The organism is Paenibacillus sp. OT2-17, from assembly GCF_009827695.1.
GTDB lineage: Bacteria > Bacillota > Bacilli > Paenibacillales > Paenibacillaceae > Paenibacillus > Paenibacillus polymyxa_B.
In genome coordinates, this window is the sequence record NZ_WUDQ01000078.1 from 1 (window position 1) to 13,445 (window position 13,445).

Below are 13,445 nucleotides of genomic sequence, written 5' to 3' on the forward strand. Positions count from 1 at the left end.
TCATCATCGTCGCTACAAACATGCTGAAAATGAAGTTTTTCCCCTTGAATTCCTTTTTGGCAAAGGCGTAGGCCGCCAAGCTGGCTGTAATCAGCTGCCCAATCATGGTTAGACCCGAAATGAGAAATGTATTTCCAATAAAGGCTGCAATCGGTACAATTTCAAACACTTCAGTGAAATTCGCCATATGAAAAGAATGTGGAAGAAAGCTTGGTGGATAAGCGCTTGCTTCCTCCGGCGACATGACTGCCATAAAAAACGTATATATAACCGGATACAAAATGAGAGCAGCTGCAATCGTAAGCAGCACATACAGCAGTGTTGAATTTAGGTGTCGTTTCATTGGTAATGCACCTTTCTTTCCACCCATTTGAACTGAATCATCGTGAGCAGCAGAATGACAGCAAACAAGACAATCGCCTGCGCGCTCCCCGTTCCGAACCGGAAATTAACGAAAGCTTCCTGATAGATGGAATACACGAATACATTCGTACTGTTCACCGGGCCGCCTTTGGTCAAAATGTTAATTTGAGCAAAAGACTGGAAGGCTCCAATGATGGAAACTACTGTTACAAAAAAGATCGTCGGTGATAACAGTGGCATGGAGATACGCCAGAACGTGACGAGCGGGCCAGCTCCGTCCATTTTGGCACTTTCATACATGTCATCTGGAATTCCTTGAAGTCCGCTTGATAAGATAATGTAATTGAAGCCTAGATTCATCCAGATGGTCATCATGGCTACTGAGAACAGCGCCCAATCCGGGCTGGTCAGCCATGGAACCGGATTGATATGTAGCAGGGAAAGCACATAGTTGAACATCCCCAGTGTCGGATGAAAAAGAAATTTCCAAATGACCGCAGATGAACCGACCGACAACACCATCGGCAGCGAAAAGGCAAACTGGAAGATACGCATTCCCCGTAATTTACTGTGTGTAAGTGCAGCCAGTACCAGCGCCAATAAAATACCTACTGGTACTGTTAGCAGTGCAAACAGGAGTGTCACCTTAATCCCTTGCAGAAACAGTCCCGAGCTGAAAAGTGTAGTGAAATTTTCTAATCCCACATAAGCTGCAACGTTTCCTGCGGGATCTGTAGAATGCAAGCTGAGATAAACGGACTTGATCATCGGATAAAACATAAATACAGCAAACAAAATAAGCGATGGAGCCAAAAAGGTATACGCTAGCGCGTTTTCGCGCAGTCTTTGAATTTTTAGCGAACCCGTGCGTATGCGGGCTTTAGACGAAGTCTGTTGCTGACTCCTCGTCCCCAGTCCCATAGATTTGTTAAGCTCACCCAAAACGGATCGCCCCTTTCTTTTCAAACCAACCTCAGTAAGTGTATCGTTTCGATGTAAAGGGAACGTCAAGTGGGCTGGAGTAAAATGTTAATGTTTTTTCTTTTTGTAAAAGCAACTCTCTATAGGTATGAGCACAAAGACATAGACTCCTGCATACGATGCATCATTACATGGTATGGAGGTTAGAGGCGAATGCCGTACAACACCGTCAGTCCGCAAACTTTATATCAAGCTAGACCGGAGTTACAGGCCGAACTCAAAAATATCCGCGATCATTTGCATTATCAATTAAGCCCCTACATGAATCACACGGTCAGGGTCCAAACGATGGATCATCAAGTATATGAAGGAACGATTGTGCACATCGATGCGGATCATTTGTATCTGAGAGTCCCTCAGCAATATCACTCACCCTTCTCAGGCACCACAACCCCTGATCGCTCCTATGCCTACAACAATGTCATTCTGCCGCTGGTATTATATAATTTATTGGTTATAACCCTGTTGAGTTAGCGCTCGATCCCTATATCTCTCTAATTAAAAGACAAAAAAACCTCCAAATTCTGTAAGGAGCCTACCCTTGGCACATTACGAAGTTGGAGGTTTTAGTTATTTGTTTTCCATAATCATTAGTTCTCACAAGAGATACCTGCTTCTTGCTCTAGTACAGCTACAAAGCCCTCTATACAATCTCCACTCGGCAGGTGGGTGAACACCTCGTTCACACCCTGATTGATCAGCGTGATGTTCCCCCTAGAATCCGACAAATCCTTATCTAGCTTAGCCAGTGAAATATGGTGATAATTGATGAACTTGACCCAAGGAGTACCCATAGTGCAGGAATAAAAGATGATTCGTTCGGACGTCACTGCCAGCATTCCATGAAGCGATATCTTCTGGGAGCTCTGTTTCAAATCATACGTACACCCCATATATGATCGGATGTGTTCGCCCGCTTCTAACGTCAGACTAATAGCTCGCAACTCTTTTTCATTTGTTTTCATCCCGTCTCATCTCCTGTTCGAAGTTCAGGAACGAGTCGCAGCTCCTTGACCTCAGATCAGCTTTTGCGGCTTGTCCCGTCGACCTCTTCATTTTTCGTTAGATTAAGACTCTCACGAACTGGACAATGACCTACCTCAACTGCACATTGAAACCAAGGATGGATATGTACAACTTATCATGGGTACAGGGTGTTATCAACAAGCAAGCTATCACTCTTTTTGAGCATAACTCCGTAATCTGCGCCTTGCTGAAGAAGCAATTAGATCTAATTTTAAGTGATTGGAATGGATGAATTTCAGAAACGAGGAATGGTATATGCTTCTTCTTGGCAAGCTAATGTGAGAATACGTTAGAACGGAGAAGAAGCCTTATGAAATATAACCGTTTGCTGTGCGCTGGAATCGCTGTTTCTTTACTGTGTATCAGCTCTTGCCCCACTCCATCTACCAATGCACAAGCCACATCATACGCCTCCCCTGCTCCTACAAAGGGAAGGGCCTATTACGAAGAACGGGGCGACATTGTATGGGAAGTTCCTACCCATCGTAAGCTTATCGCTCTCACATTCGATGACGGACCTGACGAAAGCAACACGCCTGCCATTTTGGATTTGCTTAAAGAATATGATGCTAAAGCGACCTTTTTTGTCGTCGGCAGTCGTGTCGAAAAGCTGCCTCACCTTGTCAAACGGGAACGAGAAGAAGGGCATGAAGTTGGCAACCATACCTTTCTTCACTCATCCTTTCAGTACATTTCCCGCAACAAAGCTCTGTCCGAATTGGATCAAGCTCAGGCGAGCATCGTTCAGGCAACTGGTACGGGAACCCATCTTTTTAGGCCACCCGGCGGCTCATATACCGATTCGCTGGTTAAGCTCTCCAAGGAGAAAGGGCTGAAAATTATTTTATGGTCCTGGCATCAGGACACCTTAGATTGGCGAAAACCTGGTGTGCATCGAATCGCTAATAAAGTCCTTCGCAACGCCCGTAACGGCGACATTGTCCTCATGCACGATTATGTACATCAAAGTACACAAACCGTTGAAGCCTTGAAAATTATTCTACCCGAGCTCAAGAAGAGAGGATACACCTTCGTTACGGTATCCGAATTACTCTCTAATCGGGAAAAACCGGATGGGCTGATTGAAGTGAATAAGTGAAAGAGAGCAATTAAACTCCGTCAATTATTTGTTGACGGAGTTTTATACATGAGGATTTTGCGAAAACCCAATAAGGAACTGATAATGCCGAGCGATAACGTGTTGTTAACGAATGACTCAGAGAATGTACGGTAAAGCTGGCTTCCCAAAAGCATAATCTATTTTTCAATAGTTTTTCATTGAACTTTAAAGAAGCCTATTACATCATATTGCTATTTTCATTTGCTAGCTATACCTTTCAGTCCAATGTTTTGGAGGCCAGCCATTGCATCATGGTTGTTTTCTTTCCGTCAATCACCTTCGATACTTCGTTGTTATACACGTAAATCCAGGACCAGTGGCCGTTGTATTCATACGCTGCTTGGTCGCTCTTCTTGTACAAACCAGAGGTATCCACTACGTTATCAAATAACGACATATGAACATCCTTTGCTCCGGCATTCACTAAACGGTTGTAGGTCGGAATCGTATAATCGTTGGGCGGTACTACGGTGTCGGTTTTGGCAGCCACAAACCAGATCGGCAGGTCCTTCATTTCGTTAATCTGTTCATCGGTTATAAGGCTGTCCTTTAAGGCTTCACAGGCCACCACAGCTGCTGCAAAATAATCTTTATAATCACGGATCATCAGCATAGTCATGTAACCACCGTTGGAGTCTCCGCCAATATAGATTCGATCTGTATCAATGTCTTTGTTCTTGGCCACGTACTCCTTAATTAAGGACATCAATGCTTGCTCGTACTTTGAGGTGCCGTCTCCGAAGCCTGTAAAGCCATCCATCCAGTAGGTTGGGGTCTGAGGTGCCAACACATAAGCCCCGCCAAAATAGGATTGGATATCCTTAGAAGCAAAATTCGCTGCTTTATTTCCGGAAATCGGAATCGTCGGATCGGTACCTCCCTCACCCATACCATGCAGCCAGATCACCAAGGGGTTTTTCACTTTGTCTTTTGACGGTGCATAGTCCGCATAGGTTAAAGTAATCCCGTCAAAAGTAGCTTTGCCGGTTGAAAATTGATCAACTAGCTTCCGTATCTGACCTGCGGAAGTATCAATTTTCAAGCCGGAAATCGTTCCTGATTTGGTTTTAATAGCTTTTTGCTGCGTGATCGTGTATTTGTTATCATTCCATGCATTAAACCCGGAGCCTGCCGCATCATAATGAATAGCGGAGCTTAGTGTTAAGGCCGGGCCGATTTCCATTTCCAATACAACGTAGCTTCCGGTTTTATTTACAGGGTTGCCACTTTTGTCCGATACATAGGCCTTGGTGACTTTCCGGTTGCCTTCCTCAAAAATAGGATTTACCAGCCTGCTATCGCTTCTTTCTACATGCACCTTAAATGTATCCTTGGTGATCGCATCTTTAGGTACCGGCTTTCCCAGGTTAACAATGATCTTCGTAATGGTTGCTCCCCAATCCTTAACCTCCGCAACCGTCCGGTACGAGGTGGGCTGTATCTTTACATCCTTGGCCCATGCACCGGAATTGAAAGCAAGGGTCGTACCGATAGCTAAAGTGAATAACATAGTTGTTTTAGCAGCCTTTTGAAACCGTTTAAACATGATGTCTTACCTCCCGGGTCCATTAATAAAACGCTTACATTATTTATTTTAATGATTTTTTTATTTGTATCCTGTCTTTTATTAGCTTAATTAAGGTCAATTACTGACTCCTTGCTCCAGAATACCCCTTGTTCTCTTTTCGATATTGATGCGGTGTTGCCTGATAAACCTTTTTAAATACCCTGGCAAAAGACTTCTCGTTCGGAAATCCGTGCTCCAGCGCAATTTGTATGATGGAATGATCCGTATTCATGAGAGCTCGAAAAGATCTCTCCAGACGGATGGCATTGATATATTGAAATAAGGTCATCCCTACATGCTTCACAAAAAACCGGGACAAATATTCGGGAGACAACCCAAAAACCTGAGCTATCGAATCCAAGGATAAGCTTTGATCGTAATTCTTTTTGATATAATCGGTTATCAACGTCAGCCGCTCCAAATATTTATCGGAGTTAAAGCCACAGATAGATTCATGATCCATTTTAAAATGCATTAATAACAGATACACCAGTTTATAAGATAATGACGTTAAATGGATATGCGCTAAAGGGTCATTATGCCGGTTGAGATAAGCCACAAATAAGGTGTTTAACAAATCACGCAGCTCCGCAAAATGCAGTAATCTCTGCTCGTTAGTTTCAAAAATGGATACGCAGTCAAATGAAATCGGGTCACTGCCGTTAACATTTGCTCTAATAAATTCAGAAGGAATCAGAACCGTTATAGCCTCTCTCCCTTTTCCCTTAGCTACAGAAAAGGAATGAATGGCATTCGAATTAATGAGCAAAATATCTCCTTCTTTGGAGCTATAACTCGCGCCATCGATGTAGATATGGTCGATTCTTCCTGAAAGCACATAGGATATTTCGATGCTGTCGTGCCAATGCCCAGGTATGTACGCTGGTTCATTTGAGGAATGAACTATAATTTTTAACGGAAAATGATTGTCTGCCTGGACCAGCTCATATTTGTATTCCAAGTTTGTCGCTCCTCTCAGATGTGAACATATAAATAGAAGAAAATGGCTTCAGCAGAGTGCCGAAACCACTTGTATTTAACCTTCCTCTCTCTATAAACAAAAAAACCTAAGTATAACAAAATACATAAGATCCTTAGATCTTAACATTTTGTTCCTTAGGTTTTGCCTGCGTAACAGTAACAATCCTAGAGCTATTCATTTAATTAAGCTAAGTATATAGCGGGTTAAAATCCATGTCAACGCTTTCATTTTAAATGTAATGAACCGAAAAACCCTTATAGATCATGTGTAAATCTATATAACACTGCATTTTGGATCATTAAAAAGGCTGATTATGAGAGAGTCCATAATCAGCCTTTTGTTTTACGCTATGTGGTCAAACAGGGCGTCTAATCATAGAAGCCCTTGATGCATAAGGTTTTTCCAACCCTATTACATCATGCCGCCCATCTTTGATTCACTCTCGCAGAGGAACGTCGTAAAACTTATGTTCTATTGTATAGCTTGTTTGGGCTTATCTTCAGAAAGTTTTATTCGTCTACATCCGCCCTCATTCGCCGGAATTGTGATTTTTCGTGTGATTTTTGTGATCCAAATAACCATGTTGCCACACACAATTCAGGCTCATCAATTACTTCCTTACAATTGTATATTGGGGTATACAAAGTAGCAATGATATTTCTGAGAATTTAATATTCTCTAAAATGCCTCTCACCTTCTCTTGGCAGCATAGGTATGCTCTATCCCGCTCCCAACTCTCCAGAATGACGATATCTCGTAGTGTAAACTTATCCGTCCCCATAATATAGTTATCTTGCTCTAAAGCAAGCAAATAACTTTTATGTTCTCTGTACGCCTCCGCGTCTTTATCTCCAGATCTAACATATTACGGCGGCCTGCTCAAAAGTTGTAGACTGAACGGCGACGTTAAGCTAACGGGCAGAATATATAAACGGGTATCAACTCTAGCAGAGAGAATACCCGAAAATGTTAAAATGCTACTGACATAACGTTGTCAGTAGCGTTAGTTTATTATCGATTAGGTAAACATAATGGGGTGGATAGCTTGTTCTTGCCCTGATAAGATACTGTATCATTTATTATAGGAAGGATGGTATTTTATGAATTTTGCTTCTGTACGTATCATTACCGACGATGTGGATCGTCTTGTTGAGTTCTATGAGAGAGTCATGGGTGTTTCAGCGGAACGTCCCGCGGCAGCCTTTGCCGAACTCGTTGTGCCATCGTGCACCCTGGCGATCGGTCACTCCCATACTGTGCCGCTGTTCGGCATTGGTTCCGCAGTGGCGGCCGACAATCGCACTGTCATACTCGAGTTCCTCGTCCATGATGTCGATGCCGAATACGAGCGCTTGAAGCCGTTTGTCGACGAGTGGGTAAAGGAACCGACCACGATGCCGTGGGGGAACCGTGCTGTGTTGTTCCGTGATCCCGACGGCAACCTCATTAACCTCTTCAAGCCGGTGACCGAGGAAGCGATCAAAAGGTTCAGTGGTAGGGGGTGACTCATGGGGAAACAGTTTTGCCTCTCCTTATAGCCTCACTCACTGTGAAATTGAGACTGGCCCTTGTAGCGCGGTACCTAGAAAGGTTATCTGTTTAGAAGGGAGGAGGTTCCTTTGATTCACTAAACTAACGGGAAACGTTAGCTTAAATAAAAATAGTGGTAGTCTAAGACTTTATTTTCAAGCCATAGTCTGCCGTTCTATTCCCACAGTTTTAAGTAAGCTAGGCGCAGAGTGGGCATAAAAGCCGGGTTGCTGCGCTGGAAGAGGACAACTATATCTCATGGGAAGACAAGACCATCCTGAGGCATACCGTAATTCTGGAGGGTGGGATCAATCAAAAGATCATCATGCTTGCAGGAGAAGGAGAAGGGCACTTTAGCGACCGTTATTTCCACTAACGGTTTTGGATTATGATCGTATCCTGACGTTTGAAGTAAGTGAATACTCTAAATAAATTAAAAAGCTCTGTTAACCTTATGGTTGGCAGAGCTTTTTAATTAAAACAATTGCTTACAGACGGACATTCTAGGTAGAACTGGTAAGAGTCCACTTTTTAAATATTCATTGAAAATAAAGTTTTGATAACTACAATAAAAGAAACAACGGTAGGCTAGGACGGAAAAATAAAGCCCTAGACTGTCGCTGTTTCATTGAACTAACGTTTCCCGTTACTTTAACGATGTAATCGAACTGAAGCTAAATGCATCAGATCCAAATATCATTGACTGCTGTTAATTCTGACTCAGTCTCACCAGTGTTTACTAGGCCCCTGGGCTCTACCAACATGATATGACACTCCTGGTTAGCGAAAGTTTTGTGTTCGACCCCCCTTGGTACAATAAACATCTCTCCTTGGGAAATCTTTACTTGGCCATCGCGGAAATCGATGAACATCTCCCCTTCGAGCACGATAAACACCTCATCGGTATCTTGATGATCGTGCCATACAAAATCCCCATCTATCTTGACCAATTTAAATTGATAGTCATTCATTTCACCAATGACTTTCGGAGACCAATGTTCAGTGAACTTAGATAATTTCTCATTCAGATTAATAGTTTGGTAATTAATATTAATCCCTCCGTTTTCTTGATATTCATTTACCCCGCTTATCCATTTTGGGCTCACGTAGTTTGAGCGAAAGGTTTGTGGGTAAATAGGTTTCTTCATATGCAAAACGGAATAGGGAGCGCACAAAACGGATGCGGTCCCTAGGCTACTTGGCATTAATCGATCTGACTGCTTAGCTAGGTATTCCTTCAGCAGGTTCATAGTTACCTCGGAAATATCTATATCCCCGAGATTTGTTACCAGCATTCTGAACTGCAACGCATATGCTTTCAATGTATTTGGACTAAATCCTTAGATTCGCTTATCCGCTTCATAATGACGCCAAAGTTCGCTTAAAATCATAATAAGACCTACTACTAGGGCAATTAATTCTAGTTTGCTTCTATTAGGAGGTTTTAGACTATTGTTTCAACTAGCGTTTCCCATTAGTTGAATCATTATCTAAGGATCGAATCAAAATCAGTATAATTATTTCACTGATGAGCGTTTCATCAAATTCGTTGAGGAATCGAAACGGTTCGTTCATTCACCACATTTCCCGTGTTTAGAGTAGTTTTTGGTTCGATTAATAGTAAATGGACCTCTTCTTCAGCAATTGGCTGATGTTCAACTCCTTTAGGTATAATAACAAACTCCCCTTCGTTAACAGCTATTTCACCGTCTCTCAAACGGATTAGGAGTCTCCCTTTCCATACGAAGAACATTTCGTCCTCGTGATCATGGTGATGCCAAATGAATTCACCCTTGATCTTTGCCATTTTTACGTATGAATCGTTCAACTCTCCGCCTATTCTGGGATTCCAATAATCAATTATTTGCAAAAATTTATCTTGTACATTGACCTTCGAAATCATGAAATTCCCTCCTCATTATTGGTAACGTGTGCTGCATTTTGCCCCGGCTAGAAATTCCTTTTTCCCCATTCACCTCCTCATCATCAGATAACGAGGTACTCAATCACTTGGTTTTGGTGTAAATCCCTCTTATTCACTAAGTTTACATACTGCGATGCATCACGTAAAATTAAAAAATGATGTATAGATAATCACATTTTGTGATGCAAAAAGGAGAGAGTTGTTTTGGACATTAGATCTTTGGAGGTGTTTAAGGCAGTAGCAATTGAACAAAGCATTACAAAAGCTGCTGAGAAATTGAATTATGTACAGTCCAACGTTACTGCACGAATACAACGTCTTGAGCAAGAGTTGGGCGTTCCTCTGTTATATCGATATCATAAGAAGGTATCCTTAACGCCTGCAGGACGTGAACTGTTGCCGCATGTAAACAAGTTGCTTTACGATTTCGAGGAAGCGATTGAGGCAGTTAAGCTTTCTTCTGCCCCGCGGGGAACTTTGCGCATTGGAGCTATGGAGTCAACTGCTTCTACACAATTGCCATTGATTTTTACACAATATCACAAGAAATTTCCACAAGTAGAATTAAGCTTATATATGGCACCTACTGTAGATCAGGTTAGTACCATTCTCAAATATAAGGTAGACGGCGCATTTGTGGATGGGCCAATTCTTGATCCGGAAATTGTTGAATACCCTGTCTTTGAAGAATCTCTAGTTTTGATTACAAGCTACTCTCCTGAACCATTCCAATTAGAATTAATTTTACATGAACCACTGCTTTCATCATTCGCGCATTGCATCTATTTGGGACGTTGGCAGCGATGGCTAGAGGAAAATGGCTATGGTCCTATGAAGGTGATGGAATATGGCACTCTAGAGGGTGTCCTTAAATGCATTGAAAACGGGTTAGGAGTCACCGTCTTACCAATATCTATGGTTGAATCAAGGATGCAGGGAAAACTTAACTGTCATCCATTACCGGAACCGTACAGAACAGTGCCCACTGTGTTTATAAGGCGTCGTGACTCGTACATGACCAGTGCTCTCTCACGATTTATGGAGCTGGTGGGCATAACTAATCTGTGATTTGTTGCTATTTGCCAACTTAGAGTATTATTCGTAGGTATAATGACTTGTCCCCAGAATTTTATCAGTAAATGAAAACAAAAAATGAGAATCTGAAAATAAAGAAAGACTCCATACCGGCTAAATGCCAGCGGAGTCCTTTTTCACATCTACTCTAAATTCAAACTGATTCCTCATGAAATAGCTTCCGTTAATCTTAATCGACTCCGGTGTAATCTTCTCCACCGTAATCCACAATATCTATCAGATCCTCACCCAACAACTGAACCACATATACTCTTACCTGGCTTAATGCAGCTGCAAATAGTTCTATATCCGACTTTAACACTTTATATGTATGGTTCATGCTGATCACCTCGAATAAGCTATTCTGGCTAAATCGCAAAAAATCCTTCTATAACCGTGATTTATTAAAGATAAGAATATTCGACACATAGAGATGAAATACAACAAACAAGGACAAGGAAAAAAGTTTGCCAAGATAAAAGGATTACAGCATGAAACTGTTAATGAGCGACAGAAACAGCGTGTAAAGAAAGGAATTTTTCATATTCAGTACGTTAACAACTTCCATAGCCGTTTAAAGAGCTGGATGGAACGTTTCCAAGGTGTCGGAACGTACTATTTGGACAACTATCTCTATTGGTTCCGCTGGCTCGAATTAAGCAAAATGTAGCATTTGAAAAACGAGTAGAACAAATGCTTATTTCAGCGTGTAAAAAATCTAATTTAATAACCGTTGAGATGTTAAGGAGTGCATAATAAAAGACCTCTAACATTAAGAGGTCAAGGTGCTACCAATTCAACCTTAATTCTATCTGGGTCTTCAAAATAAACAGCATAATGTTTTTCTCCGCCCGCAAAAGGATGCTTATCGCTATAAAGGATTTTAACACCCTTGCATTCTAATTTTTTTGTCATACCATCTACTTGTTGACGGGAACTTGCGTGAAATGCCAGATGGTTTAGACCTACCCGACATCTATGGTAAGGTATGTCCATAAAACGTTCTTCCGCTTGAACAAAAACAATATATGTCTCTCCTAATTTCCAACTATGACCACTTTCCCACGATTGAAAAGACTTATATCCTAACTCCTCTAAAAACCAACCCCAAAAGTCGATTGAAATTTTTAAATCTGAAACATATATCTCCATATGGTGAATAAGTCCTTTTGACAACGGATGACCTCCTTTTATAATCTATAATAATTATTTTATCAGATAATTTTAGTGTTACAATTATTTATCATAAAAGCAACAATCTTTGAGAAAACAGCCTATCAGTATAATTGGCTTGGAAATTTGTAAATGCAATATGTATGGTTCATGCTGATCACCTCAATTAGCTATTCGGTGATTGGTGTGGAAATTCCTTCAACAAAAAAAGCTCTGCCAGCATTACGCCAGCAGAGCCCCCAGTCCAATCATACCCAAAATGCTTTTGAGATAATTACCAACAGGATAAACAATACCAAGATTGCACCTATAGAATGAAATCCGCCATATCCACCATAACCTGCTCCACCTTCATATCCACTCATGGCTTGAACCTCCTTTATTTGTAGTACAACATAATATATGCACAAAGACTTCAGAGTACAGGGTATACAGGTAATAATTACAAAAGATCATCGATCACATATCAATAGAGCCTTTTTACCTAAACAATGATTGGACATTACCGTGACATTGCTTTAAAAATTAAATCCAAAATGCTTTAGTGATGATAACCAACAGAATAAAGAGCACCAAAATTGCTGCTGGCGATGTGAAAGCACCAAAACAGTTTTCCCTACGCTCTTCCCTACGCTCTTCCCTACGTTCAGCTCCTCCAACACATCCGCTCACATGAACTCCTCCTTTCATTTAGATACCGTACACCATATGTGTCACTCAATAAATTTGGCAAGGCTAAGTGGAAATGACTTCAACGAAAAAAATCCCCGCCTGCCAGTTAAGGTTAGCGGGGATTGCTGTACTGACGTTTAGGAACCTCCAACTTGCACAAGGATCTGGATACCAGGTACAGTCATGAAAACTAAAAAGCTACTCGCAACAATTAACAGTCCTATTTTTTTCAACATTACCTATCCACACCTTTTCAATTAGATTGGAGAACTCTGTTTTGATTTCAGGAATTGCATAGACTTGGAAACGCATAAACAGGCCAATACAATTTATAAAGTAAGTCTCATTATTTATTATATGTGACTTTACCATTGCAAATAACAATTGTTTAAAACCATCACTGTACCTTTCTCTGTTTAAATAATAGTAGGCCATTTCGTAACCAAACCATGCAATGTAGTCGGGTACTACTTGTTGGCTGTACATATCAGTAGATGTCGGGAGTTGAGTAAAGGCATCAATGTCTTTTTTAAACCTTGAAAGTACATCATCAACATCCAAATTATATTGATTAGCAGCTATCATAACGTTTAACAGCTTTGAAAGTTTCTCACCTTCCATGGTATCTGCTGTTTCGGCTATGTATTCAACATAATCTGAGAGCACGCTGACATCTCCAGACAAGAGCTTATTTACATAAATATTGCATCGTGCCCAATCTTGATACATTTCTACCCAATAGAGGGTATCATCATCAGTCTCTCTAACCCAATCCAAGTCCGCATAGGCGTATGTATATTGTAGAGCTTGTTGGTAATCGCCTCGGGCATCACAGACACTCGCACATAGTAAGTCGGCATACGTGATGTACACAAACATCGGACGACTTAGTTTCTTAGCAGCCTCATTGCGTTCTTGGCTCTTCTGTTGATGTTTCCAATTGTATTGGATTTCAGCTTTATCTCTCATCACCCTAGCTACTTCCTCTACCTTGTCCCATTTACGCAAAGACCTGTACACGTTAGCCAATTCC

Annotated in this window: 13 protein-coding genes and 4 pseudogenes; 5 read left to right on the top strand and 12 right to left on the bottom strand. The window is 41.3% G+C overall.

The genetic code is table 11. The features are described from left to right. Nucleotides 1-343 (bottom strand): annotated as a pseudogene (locus GRP75_RS12100) (carbohydrate ABC transporter permease); the annotation flags it as partial. After that, nucleotides 340-1,305 carry a carbohydrate ABC transporter permease gene (locus GRP75_RS12105; RefSeq protein ID WP_160789423.1) on the bottom strand — a complete coding sequence of 322 codons (966 nt, stop codon included), beginning with the start codon at nt 1,303-1,305 and terminating at the stop codon, nt 340-342. The pseudogene GRP75_RS12100 and the gene GRP75_RS12105, both read right to left, overlap by 4 nt. 192 nt (nt 1,306-1,497) lie before the next feature. Here GRP75_RS12105 and GRP75_RS12110 point away from each other — a divergent pair, with 192 nt between their 5' ends. After that, nucleotides 1,498-1,818 (top strand): hypothetical protein, encoded by a 321-nt coding sequence (locus GRP75_RS12110; RefSeq protein WP_023987572.1) that lies wholly within the window; start codon nt 1,498-1,500, stop codon nt 1,816-1,818. 116 nt (nt 1,819-1,934) lie between these two features. Here GRP75_RS12110 and GRP75_RS12115 read toward each other — a convergent pair whose 3' ends face one another. Beyond that, complete coding sequence (locus GRP75_RS12115) at nt 1,935-2,309, bottom strand: PH domain-containing protein (protein WP_023987571.1); 375 nt, start codon at nt 2,307-2,309, stop codon at nt 1,935-1,937. Between the two features lie 371 nt (nt 2,310-2,680). Here GRP75_RS12115 and GRP75_RS12120 point away from each other — a divergent pair, with 371 nt between their 5' ends. Further along, the gene (locus tag GRP75_RS12120; protein WP_023987570.1) at nt 2,681-3,469 is read left to right on the top strand and encodes a polysaccharide deacetylase family protein; all 789 of its coding nucleotides are present in this window, start codon (nt 2,681-2,683) and stop codon (nt 3,467-3,469) included. 238 nt (nt 3,470-3,707) lie between these two features. Here GRP75_RS12120 and GRP75_RS12125 read toward each other — a convergent pair whose 3' ends face one another. Then, on the bottom strand, nt 3,708-5,036 hold the full coding sequence (locus GRP75_RS12125) for a prolyl oligopeptidase family serine peptidase (RefSeq protein WP_160789424.1): 1,329 nt from the start codon (nt 5,034-5,036) through the stop codon (nt 3,708-3,710). A 100-nt stretch (nt 5,037-5,136) separates the two neighbouring features. Next, nucleotides 5,137-6,018 carry an AraC family transcriptional regulator gene (locus tag GRP75_RS12130; RefSeq protein ID WP_160789425.1) on the bottom strand — a complete coding sequence of 294 codons (882 nt, stop codon included), beginning with the start codon at nt 6,016-6,018 and terminating at the stop codon, nt 5,137-5,139. 1,121 nt (nt 6,019-7,139) lie between these two features. Here GRP75_RS12130 and GRP75_RS12135 point away from each other — a divergent pair. Then, nucleotides 7,140-7,544 carry a VOC family protein gene (locus tag GRP75_RS12135; protein WP_053325236.1) on the top strand — a complete coding sequence of 135 codons (405 nt, stop codon included), beginning with the start codon at nt 7,140-7,142 and terminating at the stop codon, nt 7,542-7,544. Between the two features lie 708 nt (nt 7,545-8,252). On the opposite strand, the gene GRP75_RS12140 is transcribed toward GRP75_RS12135, so the two are convergent. Both GRP75_RS12140 and GRP75_RS12150 read right to left on the bottom strand, forming a co-directional pair. Continuing rightward, nucleotides 8,253-8,618, bottom strand: coding sequence for a cupin domain-containing protein (locus GRP75_RS12140; protein ID WP_160789429.1), 366 nt, complete (start codon nt 8,616-8,618; stop codon nt 8,253-8,255). A 491-nt stretch (nt 8,619-9,109) separates the two neighbouring features. Next, on the bottom strand, nt 9,110-9,472 hold the full coding sequence (locus GRP75_RS12150) for a cupin domain-containing protein (protein WP_013308297.1): 363 nt from the start codon (nt 9,470-9,472) through the stop codon (nt 9,110-9,112). A 225-nt stretch (nt 9,473-9,697) separates the two neighbouring features. On the opposite strand from GRP75_RS12150, the gene GRP75_RS12155 reads away from it, so the two are divergent. Next, on the top strand, nt 9,698-10,561 hold the full coding sequence (locus GRP75_RS12155) for a LysR family transcriptional regulator (protein WP_160789426.1): 864 nt from the start codon (nt 9,698-9,700) through the stop codon (nt 10,559-10,561). A gap of 120 nt (nt 10,562-10,681) precedes the next feature. On the opposite strand, the pseudogene GRP75_RS12160 reads toward GRP75_RS12155, so the two are convergent. Continuing rightward, nucleotides 10,682-10,907: pseudogene (locus GRP75_RS12160) on the bottom strand (hypothetical protein). A 120-nt stretch (nt 10,908-11,027) separates the two neighbouring features. On the opposite strand from GRP75_RS12160, the pseudogene GRP75_RS12165 reads away from it, so the two are divergent. Next, nucleotides 11,028-11,323: pseudogene (locus GRP75_RS12165) on the top strand (IS1595 family transposase); the annotation flags it as partial. A 24-nt stretch (nt 11,324-11,347) separates the two neighbouring features. On the opposite strand, the gene GRP75_RS12170 reads toward GRP75_RS12165, so the two are convergent. The 4 genes and pseudogenes from GRP75_RS12170 to GRP75_RS12180 all read right to left on the bottom strand — a co-directional run. After that, a complete protein-coding gene (locus GRP75_RS12170; protein ID WP_160789427.1) occupies nt 11,348-11,743 on the bottom strand; it encodes a VOC family protein in 396 nt (131 codons plus the stop codon). A 245-nt stretch (nt 11,744-11,988) separates the two neighbouring features. After that, nucleotides 11,989-12,105: a sporulation protein YjcZ gene (locus tag GRP75_RS12175; RefSeq protein ID WP_160789428.1), complete on the bottom strand. Its 117-nt coding sequence runs from the start codon at nt 12,103-12,105 to the stop codon at nt 11,989-11,991. A 160-nt stretch (nt 12,106-12,265) separates the two neighbouring features. Next, nucleotides 12,266-12,412, bottom strand: coding sequence for a hypothetical protein (locus GRP75_RS30470; protein WP_202404107.1), 147 nt, complete (start codon nt 12,410-12,412; stop codon nt 12,266-12,268). A 198-nt stretch (nt 12,413-12,610) separates the two neighbouring features. After that, nucleotides 12,611-13,445: pseudogene (locus tag GRP75_RS12180) on the bottom strand (transcriptional regulator); the annotation flags it as partial.

Excerpts from the sequence above, each read along its gene's own strand:
- GRP75_RS12110 (WP_023987572.1), top strand. The coding sequence starts at position 1,498 with ATGCCGTACAACACCGTCAGTCCGCAAACTTTATATCAAGCTAGACCG.
- GRP75_RS12115 (WP_023987571.1), bottom strand. The coding sequence starts at position 2,309 with ATGAAAACAAATGAAAAAGAGTTGCGAGCTATTAGTCTGACGTTAGAA.
- GRP75_RS12120 (WP_023987570.1), top strand. The coding sequence starts at position 2,681 with ATGAAATATAACCGTTTGCTGTGCGCTGGAATCGCTGTTTCTTTACTG.
- GRP75_RS12125 (WP_160789424.1), bottom strand. The coding sequence starts at position 5,036 with ATGTTTAAACGGTTTCAAAAGGCTGCTAAAACAACTATGTTATTCACT.
- GRP75_RS12135 (WP_053325236.1), top strand. The coding sequence starts at position 7,140 with ATGAATTTTGCTTCTGTACGTATCATTACCGACGATGTGGATCGTCTT.
- GRP75_RS12150 (WP_013308297.1), bottom strand. The coding sequence starts at position 9,472 with ATGATTTCGAAGGTCAATGTACAAGATAAATTTTTGCAAATAATTGAT.
- GRP75_RS12175 (WP_160789428.1), bottom strand. The coding sequence starts at position 12,105 with ATGAGTGGATATGAAGGTGGAGCAGGTTATGGTGGATATGGCGGATTT.